The following is a 23,511-nucleotide window of genomic DNA, read 5'->3' on the forward strand; positions in this document are numbered from 1 at the left end:
GGCTCAGTTGCCTACCCGGGCGACGTAGCTGATCTGGCGGGCCATCACGTCCTCGGGTTTCGAAACCGAAAAAACCTTCACTTCCATGCGCCGGAAACTCAGGTTCGGGGTGGGGCCGATCTCGCGGCGCCAGATGAATTCATGCCTGCCCTGGCTGGCCTTGCCCTCCTCAGCCCCCATTTCGGGGAAGCTGCGGGTGGCGAAGACTTCATTCGTCACATTGCTGGCAACCCAGCCGGCCAGCGTGCGTTGCTGCAGATCCCAGGCGCGTTCAGCGCCGAAGCTACTGGCCCGGATGGCGGCGGCCAGGGCAATGCTGATGATGGCCAGGGCAATCACCACCTCAAGCAGGGTGAAGCCCCCGGTGGGGCGCAAGCCGGTTTCAGGGCGCATCGTCGGGCACCGTTTCCACTGTGATGCGGCCGAGCGCATCGGCAATCACCTGTACCCGGGCCTGGCCGCCCTCGAGGGTCAGGCTGAAGGGTTCGGAGAGGCCATCTGCGGCAAACACCAGGCGCTCGCCGAGCGGACTTTCGCGGCCATTGACCCGCTGCTTCAGGATGTGCACGTCACCGCGCAGGGCTTGTGGGCGCAGATCGCTGGTGGCCGGCATGGCCATCCACTGCTTGCGCCCGCTGTCGCCGAGCCAGAACTGATAGCCTGCGCCATCACTCGAAAAAGCCACCGGGCGGGCGCTGTAGACGGCTTCATCGCGTGCCGCTTCAAGGCGAATGCTCAGCTCTTCAGCCTGGCCGCGAGTGATGCGCTCGCCCGAATCATCCAGACGCACCACGGCAATGCCCAGCACGATGAGCACTAGGGCCATCACGGCCAGCAACTCGAGCAGGGTAAAGCCTGTGGCCGGGCGGCGCATGGTGCTGCGTGGAATCAGGGGGTGGCGTTGCTGATGTCGGCGTCGAAGCCTTCACCGCCCGATTGGCCGTCGGCACCGTAGCTCATCACGTCGATATCACCCTTGAGGCCCGGGTTCAGGTACAGGTAGTCATTGCCCCAAGGATCCTTGGGCAGGCGCTCCAGATAGCCGCCGCTTTTCCAGTTGGTGGGGACCTGATCGCCACTGGGCTTGCTGACCAGCGCCTGGAGGCCCTGGCCCTGGGTGGGATAGCGGCCGTTGTCGAGCTTGTAGAGCTTCATCGCGGCCACGATGGAGTTGATGTCCTGCTTGGCGGCGACGACCTTGGCTTCGCTGGGTCGATCCATGATCTTCGGCACGATCAGGGCGCCGAGGATGGCGAGAATCGAAACCACCACGAGGATCTCGATCAGGGTGAAGCCGGTGTTGCGCTTGCGAGCTTGCATGTTGCCTGTCTCCTACTTGATCAGCTGATTCATTTCGAACACTGGCAAGAGGATTGCCAGCACGATGAACAATACGACTGCGCCCATCACCAGCACCACGGCAGGGCCCAGCAACTGGGAAAAGGTTTCGACCTTGCGTGACAGGCCAGAGGATTGCTCGGCTGCGGCGCGTTCGAGCATGGTGTCCAGACGCCCGGTGGCTTCGCCGCTGGCCACCAGATGCACCAGGATAGGCGGGAAAGATTTCGCAGCTTCGAGCGCGCGCGCCAGCGACATGCCTTCGCGTACCTGGCGGGCGGCTTGCTCGGCGGCACGCTTGAGCGGCAGGTTGCTCATCACGCCGCTGGCCGCAGCCATCGCGCTGAGCACTGGCACGCCGCTGCCAGCGAGAATCGCCAGGGTGCTGGCAAAGCGCACGGTTTCGGCACTGCGTTCGAGTTTGCCGAACCAGGGCAGGGTGAGCCGCCAGGCATGCACGCGCTGGCGGAAATCGTCTTTTTTCATGGCGCGCAGGAAGGCCACCACGGCCACGATCAGCAGCAACAGGATCCAGCCGCCCCAGCTGCCCAGAAAGTGGCTGATGCCCAATAGCAGGCGGGTGGGCAGCGGCAGCACCTGCTTGGCGCCCTGGAAGACCTGCACCATCTGCGGCACGACCCAGGTCAGCATGCCGACGATCACTGCGGTGGCCACGAAGATCACGATGGCTGGGTAGATGAAGGCTAGTGCGAGGCGCGATTTGAGCTCCTCGCGGCGCTCCAGATAGTCCGCCAGGCGCGCCAGCACGCCGGGCAGCTTGCCCGACTCCTCACCGGCACGCACCAGGGCACGGTAGAAGGGCGGAAAAACTTTTTCATGCCGGGCCAGCGCGGCGGAGAGCGAAACACCCGAGGCGATGTCGTGGCGGATCAGGCCCAGCAAGGTCTGCTCACGCTTGTTTTCGGATTGCTCGGCGAGCACGGCGAGGGCTTCGTCGATCGCCAGCCCGGCATCGAGCAGGCCGGCCAGCTGACGGGTCAGGGTCGCCAGACTGGCGCCGCCCAGGCGCAAGCTGCGGCTGGCTTCACGGGCCTCTTGGAGATCGAGCACGGCCAGCCCCTGCTCGCGCAGCAGGCTGCGTGCATGACGAGCCGAGTCGGCCTCGATGCGGCCACGCTGGATAGTTTTCTGATCGGCCGCGAGAGCCTTGTAGCTGAAGGCTGCCATGGCTCAGCGCGGATAGCTCAGCAGATAGCTGTCGCCATCGCGCGGCAGGGTGGCCAGCACGGGCGATAGGCCAGGCAGGTCGGCTTCCGGTTTGAAGCGCAGGTCCAGCTTGGCCTTGTTCTTGGCCAGATCAAAACTGCCACCACCCTGCGCGTGCAGGGTACCGCTCAGATGGCTCAGTTCGATGGCGCCGGCGCCGGCGGCATTCGCCGTGACGCGGAACTGGTAGCTGCCGAGCGAGGTGACTTCACCTGCCATGGCTGAGCTGACGCGTTCGATGCGGCCGCTCACGTTGATCGGTTCGCCGCGCGTGAGGCGCTCGCTCTGTACGAACAGATCGCCGCGCAGGCGCACGCCGGCGAGCGTCGGATTGAACTGAGTCAGCGGCTCCAGTGGCAGGCTCAGCTCCAGGCCTTCTATCACGGGGCCACGAAAACCGAGCACGGCGCGCAGCTTGCCGGGGCGCCCGGCATGCTCGCTCTGCAGTGCCCAGGCCAGTTGCCCCTTGAACAGGGCGCCGGGCTGGAATTGCCAGGCCAGCTTTTGCTGGGCCACGATGCCCTTGTAACCGAGCGCGGTGGCGCGGCCTTGCCACAGACTGCCCTCCAGCCCCGCCAAGGCGATATCCGTCGGTAAAAAGCGTGCGGCGAGGCCGGCCGGGAAGCGGGCCACCAGCAAGAGCAGGCTCAGCGCCAGCGCCAGGAGAATCCAGGTCAGGGGCTTTTTCATCGGCGACGCTCCAGAATCACCGTGGCTTCCGCCTGCTCTCCGGATTCCAGGGTGCGGATCTGCAGGCTGGTGACACGGGCGCCAGCGGTGAGGCGGATGGCATTCAGACTGTTGATGAGGCTCTGGCCGGCGCGCGCGTTCATCGTCATTTCCACGCGCTCTGCGCTCAGTCCGCGCAGCTCGGCCTGCACGCCCTGCTCGGCGAGGATGCGGAACACTTCACTGCGCAGATCTTCACCGCGCTTGGTCGGTGCTACCGGCGCAGCGTTCTTGCCGGCGGCGATCTCGAAGCTGTTCAGGGCCAGCTCGGGCAGTCGGCGGCGCAGGGACTCGATGCGGCCCTGCACGCTGAAAAGACTCAGCAGATACAGGGCGATCAGCAGCACGATGCCACCGATGATCAGGACCAGTTGTTCGCGCCGATTGCGCGCGCGCCAGTAGCGCTCGGCGGCATTGCGCCAGAGGATCAGCTGGTCTTTCATGGCTGCCCCTTGTCGATCTTGATGATCAGTTGTTCCAGCCCCTTGTCGGTGGTCTGGCTCTCAAAACTGATGCCCTTGCCTTGCAGGATTGGCTTGAGCTGGTTCGCGTCAGTCGTGGTGAGGGTGAGTTTGAGGCGCCCCTCTTCTGATTCGATGCGGGCTGGCTTCAGGCTCAGCCCGCTCAGGGCCGCAAACCGGGCCAGCTGATCGAGCGCATCCCCTCCTTGCTGGCCAGGCTGGCCACGGCTCTGGCGCCATTGCAGGATCGGATCGACGATCGGCACACCGGGATTGGCGGCCGCGAAGTTCTGGCGGATGGACTGGCGCAGGTTGGCCTCGCGGGCAGCAAGCTGGCGCCATTCCAGAACCTGGGCCAGCAGGTAGATCAGCGCTGCCGCGATCAGCAGCCACAGCGCCGGCTTGAGCTGAGCCAGTGAAAAACTGGCCTGAGCGCGGCGCAGGCCTGGCAGGCCGACGAGCAGATTCACGCGATTGATGGGCGGGGCCGTCAGCAAGGTGTCGATGGCCTGGGAGTCGGGGCACAGGGACAACAGCAAGTCCTGTGAGGGCAGGAGACCGTACTCGCCGGGGGCGCGCTGGAAAATCCAGCCCGATGGGGTTTCGGCGTGCTGGCCGGGGGCGAGCAGGGCTTGTTCGGGGGTCAGCAGATCGGCCTGGCGCAGGCTGGCAAAATTCGCCAGCTGACGCTCCAGCCAGGCACGCTCACAGACCCATACGCACAACAGTTTGTCCTGACGTGCGCCGCTGACGATCACGCTGGCGGCCAGATCGCCGAGGGCACGATCTTCAAGGGCCTGGCGAATCAGCGCCGCTTCATGCTTGCCGGTGAGTGCGGGCAACTCGATACGATGCGCCGCCACCCGGCTGGCGGGCAGGATCAATTCCAGGCGGTCTGACGGGGGCAGGTCCGCGAGCAAAGTGGTGCCACGCGCCTGAGCCTGGCCCGAGCCATTCAGGCCGAGCCAGTCGAGCGGGGCATCCGTCAGACCTTGTGGCGGGAGGTGAACCCGCAACAGAGCAAATGAAGCAGTCATGCGTGCCGTGTGTTTGCCGGAAAGGCGGAAGTATAGGGGGATAAGCGCTGTGCTTTGCCTGCTTTTGCGGAAAATGACACAGCCTCGCAAGGCTGCGAGGCTGTGTCATTCAGCGTGCAACAGGTGACTCAGAGCTTGCCGGCGCCAGCGCTTGCCGGGATGGTGGTGGCCAGGTTGCTGGTGGCTTCCGGAGTGTAGGTGTAGAAGTCGGAAGGCTTGGCTGTGGGGGCGCCAGTAGTGGCGTTGATGGCATACCAAGGAGTGCTGCTGACTGTAACGTTGGTTGTGGTGACACCAGTGACGGCACCGCCGGCATCGAGTGCATTTTCATTGAGGATGTTGCCAACGTGCCAAGCATAGGCTGAACAGTATTCGGTGCTGGTGCTGGTCGTTGTCACGCAGGCCGCAGTCTTGCTGCCGGACGATCCCTTGTACACATTTGCGCCGGTGGGGGTGCCATTACTCAGCTGAACGACGTTGTTCTCGACGTAAAGCTTTGCTCCTTGCGCTTGTGACCATGCCACTGACCATGGGTAGTTTGCCGAACTGCTCATGTCACCCGTGAAGTAATTGTTGAACAGATGAACTACGCCGTAACGCACCAGAGGCTGACGTTGCTTAAGGTTCTGGAAATAGTTGTGATGCAAAGTTACTTTCAGTACCGAAGGGTTTTCGGCTGTGGTGCTAGCCGTTTCGGTGCTGCCGATCAACATCGACTTGTCGTGATCATGGAAGTGGTTATATGAGGCAGTCACGTAGTTGGCCGCTTTGGTGATATCCAGCAGGCCGTCGTGGTGCTGAACCTTGAAGTCGCTGCCGGTCCAGCCTGAGTCGGTCCATACCGACGGGTAGTCGTGATCGATACGGCTGCCGTCCGAGAATGTGTTGTGGTCGATCCAGACGTTGGTCGCATAGTTGACCGAAATGTTGTCATAGGCCGAATTCCAGCGCCCGGTGGTCGAATCGGTCGGATCCCATTGCGGGAAGAAGTCGAAGGCGTCTTCGAAACTGATGTTGCGGATCACAATGTTGGATACCACCGAGGTGCTGGAGCCGCCATCCAGTAAAAGCTGGCCGTGTACGATTTTGGCGTTCGAGCCTAGGCCGATGATTGAAGTATGGGACGGGATCGACAGGCGCACGACCTTCTTCTGGATATTGGCTGCGCACACGCGGGCGCTTTCCGGGGTGCCGCTGACCGCGGTCGAATTGCCCCACACGCTGGGCGTATAGGCTGCGTAATATGCAGCCCAAAGTGCTGCTGTGGTTGTATAGCCATAGCTTGCGCAAGTCGAGCTGGCTGCGTTGGCGTAGGTCAGGTAGTCGTCAGCGGTCAGCTCAGTGCCGGCCTTGTTGGTATTCAGGCTGATTTCGCCGGAAACGTAGATGATTTTTGCGCTGCTATCGAGGCTGCCGCTGGCGATGCTGCCGTCAGCGTTGATGGTGGCGCTGTTGCCATAGAGGGCCTGAATCAGCTGGGCGCGGGTGCTGACGGTGTAGGTCTTGGCTGCAGTGGCGCTGTTGCCGCCGGTGGTGCCGGTGCCGTAAGTGGCCCAGCCCGTTGCGCCGAGCGAGCCGACCAGGGTGGCTGTGGCGCTTGCATTGCTGCTTGTTGATGCGCTGGATGCGGCTGTGCTGGATGAAGTACTGCTTGTCGAACTCGTGGTTGTAGTGGATGAGCTGCCACCACCGCCTCCACCACCGCAGGCAACAAGGGCGGCCGCGGTGGCCAGCAAAAGGGCTATTCCGGGTTTTTTCTGGACAAGCATGCTGCAACTCCTTTGGTTCTACGTCTTTGGTTATATGCGTCGGCAACGGGAAGTACCGTCCCACCGAACTTGTCGCCAAATATAGTCAGAACCAGAGGAAATTTGTTGACCGGTAACATTGTTTGATGTTTTCGGGAACAAAACTGTTGCGGCGAGCGCACAAAAGCAGAAACCCCGGCATCGCTGGCGGGGTTTCTGTGAATGGAGTGGTGGGCCCCCCGAGAGTCGAACTCGGCACCAACGGATTATGAGTCCGCTGCTCTAACCAGGCATGAGCTAGAGGCCCGATGCGTACACGGCCACCCGTGGGCGGCCGTGCGGCAGTGAAACGGGTGTGCGGATCAGCCTTCGCCGTCGAGGAAGCTGCGCAGCTTCTCGGAGCGGCTCGGGTGACGCAGCTTGCGCAAGGCCTTGGCTTCGATCTGGCGGATGCGCTCGCGGGTGACGTCGAATTGCTTGCCGACTTCTTCCAGCGTGTGGTCCGTGTTCATTTCGATGCCGAAGCGCATGCGCAGTACCTTGGCTTCGCGCGGGGTGAGCGAGTCGAGGATTTCCTTGGTGGTGTCCTTCAGCGAGGAGTACAGCGCAGCCTCGGCCGGAGCCAAGGTGGCGGTGTCTTCGATGAAATCGCCCAGGTGGGAGTCGTCGTCGTCACCGATCGGCGTTTCCATGGAGATCGGTTCCTTGGCGATCTTCATGATCTTGCGGATCTTGTCTTCCGGCATTTCCATCTTGATCGCCAGCGTTGCCGGATCCGGCTCGGCGCCGGTTTCCTGCAGGATCTGACGCGAGATGCGGTTCATCTTGTTGATCGTTTCGATCATGTGCACCGGGATACGGATGGTGCGGGCCTGATCGGCGATCGAACGCGTGATGGCTTGGCGGATCCACCAGGTCGCATACGTCGAGAATTTGTAGCCGCGACGGTATTCGAACTTGTCCACCGCCTTCATCAGGCCGATGTTGCCTTCCTGGATCAGATCGAGGAACTGCAGGCCGCGGTTGGTGTACTTCTTGGCGATGGAGATCACGAGGCGCAGGTTGGCCTCGGTCATCTCGCGCTTGGCGCGGCGCATCTTGGCCTCGCCGGTGCTCATCTGCTTGTTGATTTCCTTCAGGTCCTTGAGCGGGATCTGGATGTGATCCTGCAGGTCGATCAGCTTCTGCTGCTCTTCCAGAATCGCCGGCTGCATGCGCATCAGCGTGGTGGCGTAGGGCGCACCGGAGCTGATCTCGCTCTTGAGCCAGTCAAGGTTGGTTTCGTTGCCAGGGAAGACCTTGATGAAGTGCTGGCGGCTCATGCCTGAACGCTCGACGCACAGGTCGAGGATCTTGCGTTCGTGCTTGCGCACGTTTTCCACCATGTGACGCACGCCGTCGCACAGATTTTCGATCTGGCGTGCGGTGAAGCGGATATTCATCAGCTCGGCGCTGATCTGCTCGTGGAGCTTGATGACGGTCTTTTCGTGCGGACCCTTCTTGATCAGCACTGGCATCATCTTCTCGACGAGCCCGCGGATGGTCTCGAAGCGCACCAGCGCTTCGGTCTTGAGCTGCAGCAGGGAGGCGCTGGCGGCGGCGTTGCCGGCGTCTTCGTCGTCCTCGTCGTCGGCTTCTTCTTCAGCGAGTTCGTCTTCTTCGACTTCCTGGGCTTCGGCCGCGGCTTCGGTGGCGTTCGGATCAACCAGCCCATCGACCAGTTCGTCGATGCGCATTTCGTCCTTGGCGACCTTGTCGGCCATGCCGAGGATGTCGGCCATGGTCGAGGGGCAGGCCGAGATAGCGATCACCATGTGCTTGAGGCCTTCCTCAATGCGCTTGGCGATCTCGATTTCACCTTCACGGGTGAGCAGCTCGACGGTGCCCATTTCACGCATGTACATGCGCACCGGGTCGGTGGTGCGGCCAAATTCGGAGTCGACCGAAGAGAGCGCCTGTTCGGCTTCTTCTTCGGCGGCTTCGTCAACGGAGGCCGGCGCCACGCCATCGGTCAGCAACAGGTCTTCAGCGGCAGGGGCTTCGTCGAATACGCGAATGCCCATGTCGTTGAAGGTGGAGATGATCGACTCGATCTGCTCGGCGTCGACAAGGTCGTCCGGCAGGTGGTCGTTGATCTCCGCATAGGTCAGGTAGCCGCGCTCTTTGCCTAGGGCAATGAGGTTTTTCAGGCGGGTGCGGCGGACTTCGGCGTCTACGGTGTTGTCAGAAGGCGCAATGTCGATCGGCAGGTTCTTGCTTTTTTCCTTGCCCCGGGCTGCTTTGGCTTTAGGGAGATCTTTGCTCGTAGGTGTTGCTTTTTCCTTGGCCATCAGGGTCCTCGGTGCAAGGCAGGTTAATTCTGAAGAACCGTAAATTCTAGGCGATCAGGAGGTCTTCTGTCCAGATCTAAGCTGCTGTTTTAGCGTGGGAAGCTCTGCGTAACGGCGCATTTCGGCCGTTTCGAGTGCTTCTCCTTCGGCCAAACGATGGCGCAGGCTGTTGAATTCATGATCGATCATGGCGATACGCAGGTTGGCGATATGGCCGTCCAGTTCGGCTTGCGCCGCTTTGCTGGAGTTGTGTGTGGCATCTTCGCGTGCTGGCGGAGTGTCCTCTTCTGGGGCGTTGAGCAGTTCGCGCAAGAGGGCGCGTTGGGCGTCGTCCTGGCTGCTCTGGAAGAGGGCTGCAATGGTAGTTGGGCCGAAGTGGTCGTGATCGTGTGCGTCGCGGAAAAGCTGGATCAGGGCGCATTCCGTGCTGTCTCCGAGCAATTCGGGCAGATCGCCGGGCAGGCGGTCGAGCAGTTCGGGGTTTTGCGAGAGCAGGCGTAGCAGTTGGCGTTGGGGGCCTATTGGCGCACTGCGCCCGGCGCGTGGGCGTGCAGCGACTTTGTTGCGTGGGGGCGGCTTGATGCCGAGAGCGTGGGAGACTTCCTCGCTGCTCATGCCGGCGTCGTCCGCAAGCAGGCGGATGGTTTGCAGCTGCAGGATGGGGGCTGAAATCTTCGGGATCAGCGCCTTGGCCTCGTGGACGAGCTTGGCACGCTCTTCCGGGATTTCCAGGTTCAGGTCGCCGCGAAGTTCGCGTAGCAGGAATTCGGAGAGCGGCATCGCGTCATGCACGGCACGGTGGAAGGCTTCGAGGCCTTCGGCGCGGATGAAGCTGTCGGGGTCGTGTTCGGTGGGCAGGAACAGGAAGCGGACTTCACGGTCGTCGGCGAGTTGGTCGAGGCTGTTCTCAAGCGCGCGGCGCGCAGCCTTGCGACCGGCTTTGTCGCCGTCGAAGCAGAACACGACCTTCTCGGACTGGCGAAACAGTTTTTGGATGTGGGTGGCTGTGGTGGCTGTGCCGAGGGTAGCGACGGCAGCGCCGAAGCCGTATTGCGCCAGCGCCACGACATCCATGTAGCCTTCGGTGACCACGACTACGCCGCTCTCGCGGATGGCCTGGCGGGCCTGGAAAAGACCGTAGAGTTCGCGGCCTTTTTCGAACAGCGGGGTTTCGGGTGAGTTCAGGTATTTCGGCTCGCCCTGGCCGAGTACGCGGCCGCCAAAACCGATGATGTTGCCGCGCTGATCGAGGATGGGGAACATTACGCGGTCGCGGAAGCGGTCGTAGCGGCGCCCGGCGTCGTTCTGGATCACCAGGCCGGCTTCGAGCAGGGCGGGGCTGTCGTAGTCGCTGCCGAAAGCGCTGCGCAAACCGTTCCAGTCGTCCGGCGCATAGCCAATACCGAAAGCCTTGGCGATTTCGCCGGTGAGGCCGCGCTGCTTGAGATACTCAATGGCCTGCGGCGCGTACCGTAGTTGTTCGCGAAAATAACGCGCCGCGCGGGTGGTGGCTTCGAGCAGGCTGCTGAGCTGGGCGCGGTCCTGCTGCGGCGCGTCGTCTTCCGGCACCGTGAGGCCACATTGCTGCGCCAGGTCCTTGATCGCGTCGCGGAAGGACATTCCGCAGTATTCCATTAGGAAGCCGACTGCCGTGCCGTGGGCGCCACAGCCGAAGCAGTGGTAGAACTGCTTGGTCGGGCTGACCGAGAAGGAGGGGCTCTTCTCGTTGTGGAAGGGGCAGCAAGCCATGTAATTGGCGCCCCCCTTCTTGAGCGGCACGTAGCGCTCGATCAGGTCGACGATGTCGGTGCGGGCCAATACATCCTGAATGAAAGACTCGGGGATCACTCGCGGTGCTCAGGCTTGGGGTGAGGGCGGGCGAAGTTTCGCTTCGCCCGGGGGTCATTTTGCCAGTGCGGCCTTGACCTTGGCTGAGACGGCGGTCATGTCGGCGCGGCCGGCCAGTTGCGGCTTGAGGACGCCCATCAGCTTGCCCATGTCGGCCGGGCCGCTTGCGCCGGTCTGGCTGATCGCGGCTGCAACGGCCGCATCGATTTCAGTGTCAGAAAGGGCGGCAGGCATGTAGGCAGCGAGAACGGCGATTTCTGCACGCTCGATTTCGGCCAGATCTTCGCGCTTGGCAGCTTCGTACTGGGCTACCGAATCGCGGCGCTGCTTGATGAGCTTGTCGGCGATCGCAATGATTGCGGTGTCGTCCAGCGTGACGCGCTCGTCGACTTCCTTCTGCTTCATGGCAGCCATGAGTAGGCGGATGGCGCCCAGCTTGGCTGTTTCCTTGGCACGCATGGCGGCCTTCATGTCTTCCGAGATACGTTCCTTGAGGCTCATCTCAAACTCCGCTGAATTCTTGGGGTGGCAAGACAAAAACCCGGCCACCCTTGCGGGCTCCGGGTTTTGCTTCATGCAGACGTGCTGGAGCGTGCCGCAGCGGCACGCATGCCGATCAGTAGAGCTTCGGCGGCAGGGTCTGGCTGCGCAGACGCTTGTGCAGACGCTTGACGGCCGCAGCCTTCTTGCGCTTGCGCTCAGTCGTGGGCTTTTCGTAAGACTCGCGAGCACGCAGTTCAGTCAGCGTGCCAGCCTTTTCGATGGTGCGCTTGAAGCGGCGGATGGCGACTTCAAACGGTTCGTTTTCCTTGACGCGTACACCAGGCATTCTGTGTTCCTTGCTGGACAGACTATGTGAAGAGCTCGCCAGTTTATCTGCAAGTTTGCAAAATTCCAAGCCCCTTGTTCGGAGGCGGGGACGGCGATGCGATAAAATCGGCGTCATGATGAAGCCTCAACTCGTTCTCGGTATTGAAACTTCCTGCGACGAAACCGGCATCGGCCTGGTTGAAACCGGCCGTGGCCTGCTGGCGCACCGGGTCTTTTCGCAGATCGACATGCATGCGGCTTATGGCGGCGTGGTGCCAGAGCTGGCTTCGCGCGACCATGTGCGGCGCATCGTGCCGCTGATCCGCGAGACGATGCTGGCAGCAGGGCGCGAATTGAGCGAGCTGGACGCCATCGGCTACACGACCGGGCCCGGCCTGGCGGGAGCTTTGCTGGTGGGCGCCAGTGTGGCGGAGTCGCTGGCGCTGGCACTTGATGTCCCGGCGATCCCGATTCATCACCTGGAAGGGCATCTACTTTCGCCGATGCTGTCGAGCGAGCCGCCGACGTTTCCTTTTGTGGCTTTGCTGGTGTCGGGCGGGCATACCCAGCTCATGCGCGTGGGCGGAGTCGGCGATTACGCTTTGCTGGGCGAGAGTGTGGATGACGCGGCCGGTGAGGCTTTCGACAAGACGGCCAAACTGCTGGGCTTGCCCTACCCGGGCGGGCCGATTTTGTCGAAACTCGCTGGGCAGGGCGAGGCAGGCAAGTTCAAGCTGCCGCGCCCGATGAAAAACTCAGGCGATTTGATGTTCAGTTTCAGCGGACTCAAGACGGCAGTGCTGACGGCGACCCAGAAGGCGGATTTCACGCCAGAGCGGATTCCGGATCTGGCCGCCGAGTTTCAGGAGGCCGTGGTGGACGTGCTGTGCGCCAAAGCACGTGCAGCCCTTGCGCAGACCGGCCTGAGTCAGCTGGTGGTGGCGGGGGGCGTGGGCGCCAACTCGCGTCTGCGTGAGCGTCTGCGGCGGGAAATCGGCAAGCGTGGCGGCAAGGTGTTCTTCCCCGAGCTGGAGTACTGCTCGGATAACGGCGCAATGATCGCCTTTGCCTGTGCCATGCGCATCGAGGCCGGCAAGGCGGCTGCGGCCACGGGGGGCGCGTTTGCGGTGCGCCCGCGCTGGCCACTGGCCGAAATCAGTTAGCCGCGCCTTGTTTCTTGCTGCCGATCTTGCTTTCTTCGCCCTTGATCAGGCGGGCAATGTTCGCCTTGTGGCGCCACAGCAGTACGACCACCATGGCCATTACGCCGACCGTCCATTCTTCCGAGCCGGTGATGGCGCGCGTCAGCACCGGTGCGACGATGGCCGCTACGACGGCCGCCAGCGAGGAGTAGCGGGAGACGGCGGCGGTGGCAATCCAGGCCAGCAGTACCGCACCGCCTAGCAGCAGGTCAATGCCCAGCAGCACGCCGGCAGCGGTCGCAACGCCCTTGCCACCCTTGCCGCGCAGGAAGATCGAGAATACGTGGCCGAGAAAGACGGCGACGGCGATCAGAACGGTGCTGGATATATCCAGGCCAAGTGTCGGGCCGAAGCTGCGTGCGCCCCAGACTACCAGACCGCCTTTGGCGGCATCGCCGATCAGGGTGAAGAGCGCAGCCTTCTTGTTGCCGCTGCGCAGTACATTGGTGGCGCCGGGATTGCCCGAACCGAAACTGCGGGGGTCGTCTAGCCCCATCAGTTTGCTGACGACAACGGCAAAGGGAATGGAGCCGATCAGGTAGGCGGCGAGTAGCGAGAGTAGAATCAGCAGCATTTTCTTCAGGGCCTTGCGGCCGGATATTCGGACATGGATTTTATTTTCATCGAAGGCATGCTGGTGGATGCCAATGTCGGGATTTTCCCGCGCGAGCGTTCAGCTTCGCAGCCGCTGGAAATCAACATGACCTTCGGCGTGCCGGATGCGGCAGCGCTGCGCGATGATATCGCGGATACCATTGGTTACGATCAGGTCGTGGAGAGAATTCGCGCCGTTCTGGCCGAGCGTCAGTTCAATCTGCTTGAAACGCTGGGTGAGTTTGTTGTGGCGCTGATGTTCGAAGAATTCAATGCGCCGTGGGTTCGCGTTTCGATTTCCAAGCCGGGCGTCATGAAAAATGTGCGTCGGGTAGGGGTATATATCGAACGCGGTCGAAATGGCGATGAACCGCCGCGCGGAGGGGGGTTAGGTCCGCTGGGTGTGCCGCGGAGTTGAGCAATCGATCAGACAGAAACAAAAAAGGCGACCCGGGCGGGTCGCCTTTTTTTCAGCCTTGGGAAATCAGGCCTTGATGGTCAGCGATTCGAGGCTTTGACCCGCAGCGAGGGCATCGGCCACCCACAGCGGCTTGCGGCCACGGCCGGTCCAGGTTTGCGAAGCATCAGCCGGATTGGCGTATTTGGCGGCAACCTTGGCGCGGACCTTGCCGGCCTTCTTGGCGCGCGGTGCCTTGGGGGCCGCGCCGGCCTTGGCCGGCTTGCCGCCGAGCAGGGCGTCCAGCGAAATGCCGTGCTTGGCGGCAACAGCCTTCAGCTCTTTCATGGCCTTTTCTTTGGAGTTGCTGGCGCGCTTGGTGATTTCGGCCTTGATGGCTTCGGCAGCCTGGCTGAGGTCTTTGTCAGTGGCTTTGTTGAGCTGGGATTTGGTCAGCAGCATATCGATGTCCTTTGTCGCGGTAAGGCCTGGAATTTGTGGCGCCGGGGCGCCTTCTGAATACAGGCATGTGCAGAGCGGAAATAAAAGCTGCTTGCCTGTGGGTGCGGAAGATTTTGCCACTATTAATTCTATTCGCGCAAATCCATTTTTATATGTTTACAGTTTGAACTTATTTTCAGCCGGGCAATCACCCAGAAGTCCGGGTGATTTTCAGGCGCGCGGATGATGTTCGGAATGCATTTTTTTCAGACGCTCGCGCGCGACGTGGGTGTAAATCTGGGTGGTTGAAATATCGGCATGGCCCAGTAATAGCTGAACTACGCGCAGGTCGGCACCATGATTGAGGAGATGGGTAGCAAAGGCGTGGCGCAGGGTGTGGGGAGAAATCAGGTGGGTGTCGATCGCGGCATTCGAGGCGTGCTGTTTGATGGTATTCCAGAACATCTGGCGGCTCATGGCACTGCCAAAACGGGTCAGGAAAACATCGTCGCAGGGCGCTTTCAACAGCACTGGACGCGCTTCGGCGAGATAGCGCTTTACCCATTCGAGGGCCCATTCACCCAGTGGTACCAGACGTTCCTTGGCGCCCTTGCCGGTAATGCGGACCAGGCCTTGCTGTAAATCCATTTCAAACAGTTTTAGATTTACCAGCTCGGAAACGCGCAGGCCGCTGGCGTAAAGCGTTTCGATCATGGCGCGGTCACGCAGGCCGAAAGGCGAGGCTATTTCCGGCGCGGCAAGCAGGGCTTCGACCTGGGTTTCGCTGAGTGTTTTCGGGAAGCGTTCGGCGGTTGCGGGCGTGCCGATATCGAGGCTGGGGTCGCGGGCGATACGCTGGTTTTGCAATTGCTGGCGATAGAAACGGCGCAGAACGGACAAGATCCGGCGCTGAGTGGCGGGTTTGCTGCGAGCAGAGATTTCGCTGAAATAAGCGGCCAGGTCGCTGCTCTGCGCCTCAATGAGCTCCCGTTGCGTGTGCTGTTGCAGCCATTGGGCAAAAAGCTTCAGATCGCTGCGATAGGATTCGAGAGTGTTTTTGGCGAGTCCGTCCTGCAGCCAGAGATCGTCAATGAAGGCGTCAATCTCCGGGTGATTGGTGCTGGTCATTTACAGCGCGCCCTCATGCTGCAATAACCAGCGTTTGGTATCGAGCAACCAACCGCCTGTGGCATGAGAAAAACCGCCCATGCCGGATTTTCCGAGTACGCGGTGACAGGGTGTCACCAGCGGAAAGGGATTGGCGCCGCAGGCCTGGCCGACGGCGCGTGGTGCGGATCCGAGGCGGACCGCAATTTCTCCGTAATTGAGGGTTTGGCCTGCAGGAATAGTGCGGATGCTCTGCCAGACGCGCTGCTGGAAAATCGTACCGCGCGCGAGTATTGGTAGATTGAAGCGTTGAGCCGGGTTCTGGCGGTATTGCTCCAATTGCAGACAGAAGGATTCCGCGACTGGATTGGTGATGATCTCGAGGGGCGTTTCCGGCGGCATGAACACGATTTCCTCGATCGTGCCGTTGGCTGTCTGACGTAGCCCGAGCACGCACCCCGGAATCCGGGCAATGGCGTTCAGCGGGGTCATTTCACTGGGGCTGCCCGAGCAGCGCCTCACGCACGGAAACTTGCGGCACATGTTCGCCGAGCCAGATTTTCAGCAAGGCCTGATTGAAATCTTCACCGGGAATATCGTTTCCTTTTTGCTCACCACCTACCAGCACGCGAGTGCCCTGGCCAGAAATGTAATCGAGACGGATAGTGGTTTTGGCGGGGACTTTGCCGATGCCCAGCATGGTTTGCTGCAGGCTGTCGATACGGCTCTGGACCTTTTGCAATTCGAGATCACTTTGGTTGCGGCGCATGAAGTCCAGCAGGGCTTCGGATAATTGCTCAGCAGTCAGCTCGCGCAGGGTGATGATCTGGATGCGGCGGGGGCCTCGGCTGGCAAAGACTTCTGCCGGGGTGGCGGCTTTGTTTGGCAGGTAGAGTCCTACCGCGTAAATCTTGAGCATGAACTTGGTGCGCAGGCCGGCGCCATTGAGCTGCAGTTCGCTGCCGCCAAGAAGTGCCCGTTCATCGAAGCGGGCGCCGCCGATCTCGACTGCGCCCGCCTGCAACGAGCAGGCGAGCAGGAGCGAGATGAGTGCCGCCCGCCAGATCATTTGCGGACCTCGCCATTGCCGAACACGATCCATTTCTGCGACGTGAGGCCTTCGAGGCCGACCGGGCCGCGGGCGTGGATCTTGTCGGTAGAAATGCCGATTTCGGCACCCAGTCCGTATTCAAAACCATCGGCAAAGCGCGTCGAGGCATTCACCATCACCGAGGCGGAATCCACTTCGCGCAGGAAGCGCATGGCACGCGTGTAGTTCTCGCTGACGATGCTGTCAGTGTGCATCGAGCTGTAGCGGTTGATGTGCTCAATGGCCTCGTCCAGCCCGGCGACGATCTTCACTGCGATGATCGGGGCGAGGTATTCCTCGCTCCAGTCTGATTCCTGTGCTTCGACCAGCTTTGCACCAGCGATGTTGGCGCTGCGCAGGATGGCCAGTGATTCGGCACAGGCGCGCATTTCCACGCCCTTGCCGGCGAGCATCGCGCCCACGGCCGGCAGCAGTTCGGCGGCGCGTGAGCGGGCTACCAGCAGCGATTCGGCGGTGTTGCAGGTGCCGTAGCGCTGGGTCTTGCTGTTTTCGACGATGGGCAGGGCCTTGGCGGCGTCGGCTGCGTCATCCAGATAGACGTGGCAGTTGCCGTCCAGATGCTTGATGACCGGTACGCGCGCGTCGCGGCTGATGCGTTCGATCAGGCCCTTGCCGCCGCGCGGCACGATCACGTCGACGAATTCCGGCATGGTGATCAGCTCGCCCACAGCGGCGCGATCGGTTGTCTCCACAACTTGCACGCCGGTGGCCGGCAGGCCGGCCTCCTCGAGGCCTTCGCGTACGCAGGCGGCAATCGCCTGATTGCAGTGCAGGGCTTCTTTGCCGCCACGCAGGATGGCGGCGTTGCCGCTCTTCAGGCACAGGCCGGCGGCGTCGGCAGTCACGTTCGGCCGCGCTTCGTAGATGATGCCGATCACGCCCAGCGGCACGCGCATGTGGCCGACCTGAATGCCGGACGGGCGACGCTTCATGTTGCTGATCTCGCCGATCGGATCGGGCAGGGCGGCGATCTGCTCAAGACCCTGGGCCATGGATTCGATGCCTTTGGCGGTCAGCGTGAGGCGGTCGATCATGGCCGGCTCGAGGCCGTCGGCGCGGGCCTGTTCGAGGTCGCGCGCATTGGCGGCGAGGAGCTCATCGGCGCGGGCGCGAATCTTCGCGGCGATGGTGCACAGGGCTGTGTTCTTGGCCTCGGTGGAGGCGGCCGCCATCAGGCGCGAGGCAGCGCGGGCCTGACGGCCGAGGTCCTGCATGTAGGTCTGGATGTTCATGATCGTCAAAGCCGGGTGAAGCAGGGGCAAAGAAGGATTAGAACATCCCGACCCTGATCTTTGAAAGCTGGCAGCGGGGTAAGCGGGTGCGCTGGCTTGACCCGGGGCAGGCAGCCCCGCACACTCGCAGCCCCGTTTTGCAGCGCGCATCCTGTTCCGTGTTCAGCTTCCTTCCTGCCGAATCCCTGTGGCGTGACGCCGGTTTCCTGCGGCTGTTCGTCGCCAGCACTTTGTCGGCGCTCGGTACGGCGGTATCCCTGATGGCCTTGCCGCTGACGGCGGTGAGCCTGCTCGACGCCAGCGCCACCGAGATGGGGATTCTGGCCGCGTGCGAACTGCTGCCCTTCATCACCATCGGCCTGCCGGCCGGGGTGTGGATTGACCGCAGCCGCAAGCAGCGTCTGGCGGTGCTCTTCAATTTTGTGGCTGCGGCGGGGCTGGCTTTGGTGCCGCTGGGCTACGAAGGTGGCTTCCTGAGCATGGGCGTGCTGTATGCGGTGGGCTTCGTGGTGTCGACGACGGAGGCCATTGGCGGCTCGGCCACTCAGGTGCTGGTGACCCTGCTGGTCGGGCGCGAGCGGCTGGTGATTGCCAACAGCAAGCTCTCGGCTGCCAGTTCGCTGGCCCAGGTGTGCGGGCCGGCTCTGGCGGCGCTGCTGATCGCGGCGGTGGGCGCGCCGTTGGCGGTGAGCGTGGATGCGGCGAGCTTTGTGATCGCGGGCGTCCTGATCGCCAGCATCCGCCTGAATGAGGTACCACAGTCGCATCGGGGCGCTTCCGTGATTGCCCAGATCCGCGAAGGTTTGCTGCTGGTGTGGCGCACGCCGATGCTGCGCGGGCTGGTCGGCGTGGTGGCGGTGTGGATCATGCTGTCGGACGCGTTCAAGGCGCTGTATGTGCTGCATGCCGCGCGCAATCTGGGGCTGGGGGAGGGCGGTATCGGGCTGGTCAACACGCTGGGGGCGCTGGGCGGACTGGCCGGGGCGCCGCTGGCGCATTTTGCCGGGCAGCGCTTTGGCATGCGCAACGCATTGGTGGCAGGCGTGGCCCTGGCCGCGCTGGGCTATCTGCTGTATGTGCTGCCGCAGGCGGACTGGCCCGCTACGGCGCTGGCCGCCGGCATCGCGCTGTTTGTGTTCAACGCCGGCAGCACGCTGTATGTTGTGAATTATCTGAGCCTGCGTCTGGCCGTGACGCCCGATGCGCTGCTCGGGCGGATGGTGACTTCGATGCGCTTCGTGACCATTCTTCCCGGGCCGCTCGGCACCATCGCAATCGGGCTGGCGGCGGATCGCTTCGGCCTGCCGCCGGTGTTCCTTGGCATCGGCCTGAGCTGTCTCGCCATGGCCCTGTGCGCGGCGCGCTGGCTGCCGCGTCGCTGATCAGGATTCGGGCTGGCGGGCGGGGGCTGCGTACCAGCGCGCCGGGGGCACGATCTTGTCGCTGGCCGGGTCGCCCAGATAGTGTGGCGACATGATCTGCACGCCGTACTCGTTGAACACATCCTGGATGTGGGCATGCAGCTCGCTGAGCACTTCGGCGCGCGGCCGCGGCTCGCTGGGCACGGCCTGGCAGACCAGGGTGTACTCCGGGTAGAAGTCCGACAAGGCGGTCTGGAACACCGCTGGGCGTGGCTTGGCGACGATGCCGTCAGTGCGGCCGGCGGCCTCGATGAGCATGGCTTCGACCTGGCGCCAGGGCGTGTCGTAGCCGATGGTGACGGCGGTGTCGACGACGTAGCCTTTGCCCTTGACCGTGCGCGAGTAATTGGTGGTGGAGTGGCCGACAATCAGCGAGTTCGGCAACGTGATTTCGGAGCCGCGCCCGGTGCGCAGGCGGGTGTTGAAGACGCCCATCTCGACGATGGTGCCCTCGTGCTCGCCGATGCGCACATATTCACCGCGCCTCAGGGTGCGGGTGTACATCAAGATCAGGCCGCTGGCGGCCTGCCCCACCACGCTGGAGGCCCCCAGTGAAATCATCAGGCCCAGCAGCACCGATACCCCCTTGAAGGCCTCGGAGTTGGAGCCCGGGAGGTAGGGATAGGCCATTACCAGCGCGAAGATCCAGATGATGCCGGTGACGATATTTCGGGTGGGGCGCACGGTTTCGGCATCCAGCCAGCTAAAGGCCTCGCTGCCGGCTTCGATCCGGTCGAAGAAGGGGCGCAGGATGCGCACCACTGCGTGCGCGATCAGGAACATGCAGGCGGCGATCACGAGATCCGGGATTGCGCGCAGGATGCCCTGTCCCAGCGTGATGACGATGCCGATCAGGAAATCACTGAGGCGCTCGCCCCAGGCGCGGGTATAGGGGAATTGCCCCAGCACCGTGCTGAGCCAGGTGTAGGCAAGCAGTGCGATGGCGCCCCAGTACGGAACAGCCAACACTTTGCCGAGCAGATCAAGCAGCCTGCGGGGCTGCAGGAGTTCGCCCGGAATGATTTTCAGATGCTCGCTCTGGCGGGCTGCCGCGCGTATCAGACGAGCGTTTAACCAGCGCCGTGAGCGCAGCAAAAGCCACAGGGCCAGTGCGTAGATAGCGCTTTCACCCACAACCCAGGCGAGGCCGCGCAGGAGTAGTTTGAGGTCGCGGCTTTCGTGGTTTTCTTCGCGGATCTGTTCGAGGCGGTGCAGCGTTTCGGCCGTGAGGGCTTCGAGCGTCTGGCCACTGAGCTTGTCGACGTCTTCGGGCTGCAGGGTGAAGAGCAGGAAGTTGTCGAGCAGGATGCTGTTGCCTGCCGGGGTGGCCTGCACCGAGAGCTCAAGCTTGCCGCCGTGGGCGATGGCTTCCCTCAGGGCCTGCTCGCTGCGCGCCACACGTTGTTGCGGGCTGGCGCCAAGCAAAGGCGCGCGGAATTGCACGACTTCGCGATTCATGATGGACAGCGTGGCGCTGGCCTGCGTTTCGGCGCCAAGGCCCGGTGCGCTGGTCAGCAGCATGCCGAGGGCCAGCAAAGGGAGGAGCAGGGAACGGGCGAAACGGTGCAGGAGGGGCGGCATGGCAGGCTCCGGGTGGGCGTGGCACCGAATCTAGCATGTCTTCAGCATGGAGGCTGCCGTTCAGAGGCTTTATGACTCCCGGGTGAGGGGCGGCAGCGTGCCGGCCAGCGCACGCAGCGCAGCGGCATCGTCCGCATCGCGCAGGCTGGCTGCCTGAGCGTCGAGCGCGATCAGGACAGGATCAAGACTGGCCAGCCAGCGGCGGGCGGTGCGCTCGCCTGCATCCAGCATCGAACTCAGGCCGGGCAGGGCGGCTTTGGGCAGCAGGCTGAAGAGCGGCTCCCAGTGACCGTCGAGGCAGCCCACGGCCGCGCGCTGCGGGCAGGCGGGGCAGAGCATGCGGGCATAGTCCGGCGGCAGCAGGGGCGTATCGACCGGGCAAGTGAGCACCCAGTCATGGTGCGCAGCGCTGAGGGCTGCCTCGAAGCCGGCCAGCGGGCCGGGGAAGTCGGGGCGCAGATCGCTCACCACGGGGTGGCCGAAGACGCGATAGCGGTCCAGATTGCGGTTGGCGACGATGAGCAGTTCGTCCACCTGCGGGGCGAGCGCTTCGATCACCCAGGCCACCAGCGGACGGCCACGGAAGTCGACGAGCCCCTTGTCCTGCCCGCCCATGCGCCGCGCGGCGCCGCCGGCCAGGATCACGCCTGTGAGTGCAGGTCGCTGCGTCATCCGCCGATGTAACTCATCTCGATTTTCTGGGCGCTCGCACTCGCCTGACCGCGCAGCTCGGAGTAGCGATCGCCACGCGCCTGCCATACCGCGCCAATCCAGGCCGCCAGTTCCGCATTGCTGCGCTCTTCGCGCAGCAATGCGCGCATGTCGTGGCCGGCGCTGGCGAACAGGCAGGTAAACAGCTTGCCTTCGGGCGACAGGCGCAGGCGCGTGCAATCACGACAGAAGGCCTGGGTGACGGAGGCGATCACGCCGATCTCGCCGCCGCCATCGGCATAGCGCCAGCGCTCGGCGACTTCGCCGGGGTAGTCACGGTCGATGGCCTCGAGCGGGAACTCGCTGGCGATGCGGGTGAGGATTTCGCGGGCCGGCAGCACGTCGTCCATGCGCCAGCCGTTGCTTGCGCCGACGTCCATGTACTCGATGAAGCGCAGGATGTGACCACTGCCGCGAAAGTGGCGTGCCATCGGCAGAATCTGGTGATCATTCACGCCGCGCCGCACCACCATGTTCACCTTCAGCGGGCCGAGACCTGCGGCGGCTGCGGCATCGATGCCGGCCAGCACTTCGCTCACGCTGCATTCGGCGTCACTCATGCTGCGGAACACGGCCTCATCCAGCGCGTCGAGACTGATCGTGACCCGCTTAAGGCCGGCGGCCTTGAGTGCCGCAGCATGGCGGGCGAGCAGCGCACCGTTGGTGGTCAGGGTGAGATCCAGCCCGGGGATCTGCGCCAGCATAGCGACCAGGCGATCCAGATGCTTGCGCATCAGCGGCTCGCCACCGGTCAGGCGGATCTTCTCCACCCCAAGCCCCCTGAAAACTTGGGCCAGACGGGCTATTTCCTCGTAGCGCAGGATTTCGTCGTGGGCGAGAAATGCGTGCTCGCGGCCGAACTTGTCGCGCGGCATGCAGTAGGTGCAGCGGAAATTGCAGCGATCCGTCACCGAGATGCGCAGGTCGCGCAGCGGCCGGCCGAGCTGGTCTACCAGCACGGGGCCCGGCGCAGGGGCCGTGGGGCGCAGCAGGCTGCTGAGGGGAAGGCGGGTTTCGGCCAGGGGCATGGTGTGCATTATGGCTGCCGTGAGGCCTGTAATAAACCGCGCCTGTAACAGGGCTGCCTTGATCCGGGATAAGCGGCTGCTTGGCGGTATGCCAAGAAGGAGCCGTCGCCCGCCGGTCTGGCAGGGTGTAGTCCTTGAGCGCAGATGATCCCGGTCGACACGTGTAAGCACCTTGCCGGGTGGGGTGTTGTACCGCTGGATCGGTACTTTGTCGGCCCCGGATTTTTAGGCCGACAGCCTGCGCCGGATATACAGCTACGACTTTAGTTCTATCTGAAGGCCCCTGTAAAAATCCGGCTTTTTGTCATCGAGCCCACTCAGCCTGAGGCTTAAGCGTAGGTTGCCTTGCAGGTATGTGGAATAGCTGTGCTTTTCAGGGGGACTTCCGGCTTTTAGGGGTTTTCTCTTATGCCGAAAGTTTATGTAGGAAATATTTACCTTTGCTTGCCGCAGCTAGTTTTCACTAGGGCACACGCTTCTAAAAAAAATGTTTCGTGATCCGTAAGCCTACTCACGCCCGACTGGTTTCTGTTGTCAGGGCAAGCACCGTGCGCTGCACGGTACTGGAGGCTGACCGATGGAGGTGTTCAGGTCAGCCCAGATAAAGCAAGTGGTGGCTGACATGAAAAACATACTGAAGCTTGTCGCAACGGTTTTGATCGCTCTTTCCTTCTCCGGCAGTCTGCATGCCGAAGACAACGCAATCCTGGGTTTCTTCTCGGATCTGAATCGCTCCAAGGAGCCGCTGGACTGGGCTATTGCCAGTGGTTTTCAATCCAAGCATATGGTGGATGACCCGAGCTACGAGTACAACGAAAACAACAAGGGGATAGGTTTCCGCACCCCAGGTGGCTGGACTGCTGGCGGGTATTACAACAGCATCCGGCGCTACTCGGTGTATGCCGGGCGCGAGTACCAGTGGCGCCTGTTCGGGCCGGACTGGATGCGTCTGCATGCTGGCGTGGTGCTAGGCGGTGTTTCGGGGTATGAGGACGGTATCCAGATCGGTGGGGTGGAGCACGGTATCCACTTGGCGGTCCTGCCCGAGTTGGTGTTGCGCATGCCTTATCTGGAAGCGGCCTTGATCTACATTCCTTCCGCATCCAAGACGCCGGCCACGCTGGCCGGGCAGCTGCGAATCGCCTTCTGAGCCTGCCT

Annotated in this window: 25 protein-coding genes and 1 tRNA gene; 4 read left to right on the forward strand and 22 right to left on the reverse strand. The window is 62.7% G+C overall.

What is annotated here, in order from left to right:
• Positions 1 to 3 precede the first annotated feature (3 nt).
• The 13 genes from gspI to rpsU form a co-directional block, all read right to left on the reverse strand.
• Positions 4 to 393 (reverse strand): type II secretion system minor pseudopilin GspI, encoded by a 390-nt coding sequence (gene gspI / locus HJ583_RS03550; protein ID WP_170020545.1) that lies wholly within the window; start codon positions 391 to 393, stop codon positions 4 to 6.
• Positions 383 to 874: a GspH/FimT family pseudopilin gene (locus HJ583_RS03555; RefSeq protein WP_101941499.1), complete on the reverse strand. Its 492-nt coding sequence runs from the start codon at positions 872 to 874 to the stop codon at positions 383 to 385. The genes gspI and HJ583_RS03555 overlap by 11 nt, the downstream gene beginning before the upstream one ends.
• Positions 875 to 888: 14 nt before the next feature.
• A complete protein-coding gene (gene gspG / locus HJ583_RS03560) occupies positions 889 to 1,320 on the reverse strand; it encodes a type II secretion system major pseudopilin GspG (protein WP_101941498.1) in 432 nt (143 codons plus the stop codon).
• A 12-nt stretch (positions 1,321 to 1,332) separates the two neighbouring features.
• On the reverse strand, positions 1,333 to 2,526 hold the full coding sequence (gene gspF / locus HJ583_RS03565; RefSeq protein WP_170020547.1) for a type II secretion system inner membrane protein GspF: 1,194 nt from the start codon (positions 2,524 to 2,526) through the stop codon (positions 1,333 to 1,335).
• 3 nt (positions 2,527 to 2,529) lie between these two features.
• Entirely contained in the window at positions 2,530 to 3,255 is a 726-nt protein-coding gene (gene gspN / locus HJ583_RS03570; RefSeq protein WP_170020549.1) for a type II secretion system protein N, read from the reverse strand.
• On the reverse strand, positions 3,252 to 3,737 hold the full coding sequence (gspM, locus tag HJ583_RS03575; RefSeq protein ID WP_170020552.1) for a type II secretion system protein GspM: 486 nt from the start codon (positions 3,735 to 3,737) through the stop codon (positions 3,252 to 3,254). Before gspM ends, gspN begins: the two co-directional genes overlap by 4 nt.
• Entirely contained in the window at positions 3,734 to 4,792 is a 1,059-nt protein-coding gene (gspL, locus tag HJ583_RS03580) for a type II secretion system protein GspL (RefSeq protein ID WP_170020554.1), read from the reverse strand. The genes gspM and gspL overlap by 4 nt, the downstream gene beginning before the upstream one ends.
• Before the next feature lie 128 nt (positions 4,793 to 4,920).
• Positions 4,921 to 6,561, reverse strand: a complete 1,641-nt coding sequence (locus HJ583_RS03585; protein WP_170020556.1) for a pectate lyase family protein — start codon at positions 6,559 to 6,561, stop codon at positions 4,921 to 4,923.
• 207 nt (positions 6,562 to 6,768) lie between these two features.
• A tRNA-Ile gene (locus HJ583_RS03590) sits at positions 6,769 to 6,847 on the reverse strand.
• A 55-nt stretch (positions 6,848 to 6,902) separates the two neighbouring features.
• Entirely contained in the window at positions 6,903 to 8,870 is a 1,968-nt protein-coding gene (rpoD, locus tag HJ583_RS03595; protein WP_101941492.1) for an RNA polymerase sigma factor RpoD, read from the reverse strand.
• A gap of 54 nt (positions 8,871 to 8,924) precedes the next feature.
• Entirely contained in the window at positions 8,925 to 10,718 is a 1,794-nt protein-coding gene (dnaG, locus tag HJ583_RS03600) for a DNA primase (protein ID WP_170020558.1), read from the reverse strand.
• A gap of 54 nt (positions 10,719 to 10,772) precedes the next feature.
• A complete protein-coding gene (locus HJ583_RS03605; protein ID WP_170020560.1) occupies positions 10,773 to 11,219 on the reverse strand; it encodes a GatB/YqeY domain-containing protein in 447 nt (148 codons plus the stop codon).
• 115 nt (positions 11,220 to 11,334) lie between these two features.
• The gene (rpsU, locus tag HJ583_RS03610) at positions 11,335 to 11,547 is read right to left on the reverse strand and encodes a 30S ribosomal protein S21 (protein ID WP_018607882.1); all 213 of its coding nucleotides are present in this window, start codon (positions 11,545 to 11,547) and stop codon (positions 11,335 to 11,337) included.
• 115 nt (positions 11,548 to 11,662) lie between these two features.
• Here rpsU and tsaD point away from each other — a divergent pair, with 115 nt between their 5' ends.
• Positions 11,663 to 12,691: a tRNA (adenosine(37)-N6)-threonylcarbamoyltransferase complex transferase subunit TsaD gene (gene tsaD, locus HJ583_RS03615; protein WP_235943693.1), complete on the forward strand. Its 1,029-nt coding sequence runs from the start codon at positions 11,663 to 11,665 to the stop codon at positions 12,689 to 12,691.
• Here the strand turns inward: tsaD and plsY are convergent.
• Positions 12,684 to 13,304, reverse strand: a complete 621-nt coding sequence (gene plsY / locus HJ583_RS03620; protein WP_170020562.1) for a glycerol-3-phosphate 1-O-acyltransferase PlsY — start codon at positions 13,302 to 13,304, stop codon at positions 12,684 to 12,686. The two genes, tsaD and plsY, sit on opposite strands and share 8 nt — an antisense overlap.
• Before the next feature lie 33 nt (positions 13,305 to 13,337).
• Here plsY and HJ583_RS03625 point away from each other — a divergent pair, with 33 nt between their 5' ends.
• Complete coding sequence (locus HJ583_RS03625; RefSeq protein ID WP_101941488.1) at positions 13,338 to 13,742, forward strand: dihydroneopterin aldolase; 405 nt, start codon at positions 13,338 to 13,340, stop codon at positions 13,740 to 13,742.
• A 66-nt stretch (positions 13,743 to 13,808) separates the two neighbouring features.
• On the opposite strand, the gene HJ583_RS03630 is transcribed toward HJ583_RS03625, so the two are convergent.
• The 5 genes from HJ583_RS03630 to HJ583_RS03650 all read right to left on the reverse strand — a co-directional run bounded on the left by HJ583_RS03630 (position 13,809) and on the right by HJ583_RS03650 (position 17,612).
• Positions 13,809 to 14,183, reverse strand: coding sequence for an H-NS histone family protein (locus HJ583_RS03630; RefSeq protein WP_101941487.1), 375 nt, complete (start codon positions 14,181 to 14,183; stop codon positions 13,809 to 13,811).
• 210 nt (positions 14,184 to 14,393) lie between these two features.
• On the reverse strand, positions 14,394 to 15,290 hold the full coding sequence (gene xerD, locus HJ583_RS03635; protein ID WP_170020564.1) for a site-specific tyrosine recombinase XerD: 897 nt from the start codon (positions 15,288 to 15,290) through the stop codon (positions 14,394 to 14,396).
• A complete protein-coding gene (locus HJ583_RS03640) occupies positions 15,291 to 15,761 on the reverse strand; it encodes a methylated-DNA--[protein]-cysteine S-methyltransferase (protein WP_170020566.1) in 471 nt (156 codons plus the stop codon).
• Between the two features lies 1 nt (position 15,762).
• Positions 15,763 to 16,338, reverse strand: a complete 576-nt coding sequence (locus tag HJ583_RS03645; RefSeq protein WP_170020568.1) for a chalcone isomerase family protein — start codon at positions 16,336 to 16,338, stop codon at positions 15,763 to 15,765.
• Positions 16,335 to 17,612 carry a glutamate-5-semialdehyde dehydrogenase gene (locus HJ583_RS03650; RefSeq protein WP_170020570.1) on the reverse strand — a complete coding sequence of 426 codons (1,278 nt, stop codon included), beginning with the start codon at positions 17,610 to 17,612 and terminating at the stop codon, positions 16,335 to 16,337. The genes HJ583_RS03645 and HJ583_RS03650 overlap by 4 nt, the downstream gene beginning before the upstream one ends.
• 158 nt (positions 17,613 to 17,770) lie before the next feature.
• On the opposite strand from HJ583_RS03650, the gene HJ583_RS03655 reads away from it, so the two are divergent.
• A complete protein-coding gene (locus HJ583_RS03655; protein ID WP_170020572.1) occupies positions 17,771 to 18,994 on the forward strand; it encodes an MFS transporter in 1,224 nt (407 codons plus the stop codon).
• On the opposite strand, the gene HJ583_RS03660 is transcribed toward HJ583_RS03655, so the two are convergent.
• The 3 genes from HJ583_RS03660 to moaA all read right to left on the reverse strand — a co-directional run bounded on the left by HJ583_RS03660 (position 18,995) and on the right by moaA (position 22,362).
• Entirely contained in the window at positions 18,995 to 20,614 is a 1,620-nt protein-coding gene (locus tag HJ583_RS03660; protein WP_170020574.1) for a mechanosensitive ion channel family protein, read from the reverse strand. It abuts the gene before it with no gap.
• Positions 20,615 to 20,683: 69 nt separating this feature from the next.
• Positions 20,684 to 21,286, reverse strand: a complete 603-nt coding sequence (gene mobA / locus HJ583_RS03665; RefSeq protein ID WP_170020576.1) for a molybdenum cofactor guanylyltransferase MobA — start codon at positions 21,284 to 21,286, stop codon at positions 20,684 to 20,686.
• Positions 21,283 to 22,362 (reverse strand): GTP 3',8-cyclase MoaA, encoded by a 1,080-nt coding sequence (gene moaA, locus HJ583_RS03670; protein WP_217423252.1) that lies wholly within the window; start codon positions 22,360 to 22,362, stop codon positions 21,283 to 21,285. Before moaA ends, mobA begins: the two co-directional genes overlap by 4 nt.
• A gap of 613 nt (positions 22,363 to 22,975) precedes the next feature.
• Here moaA and HJ583_RS03675 point away from each other — a divergent pair.
• On the forward strand, positions 22,976 to 23,503 hold the full coding sequence (locus HJ583_RS03675) for a hypothetical protein (protein ID WP_143707361.1): 528 nt from the start codon (positions 22,976 to 22,978) through the stop codon (positions 23,501 to 23,503).
• The last annotated feature ends 8 nt before the right edge of the window (positions 23,504 to 23,511 follow it).

Source organism: Uliginosibacterium aquaticum (genome assembly GCF_012972705.2).
GTDB lineage: Bacteria > Pseudomonadota > Gammaproteobacteria > Burkholderiales > Rhodocyclaceae > Uliginosibacterium > Uliginosibacterium aquaticum.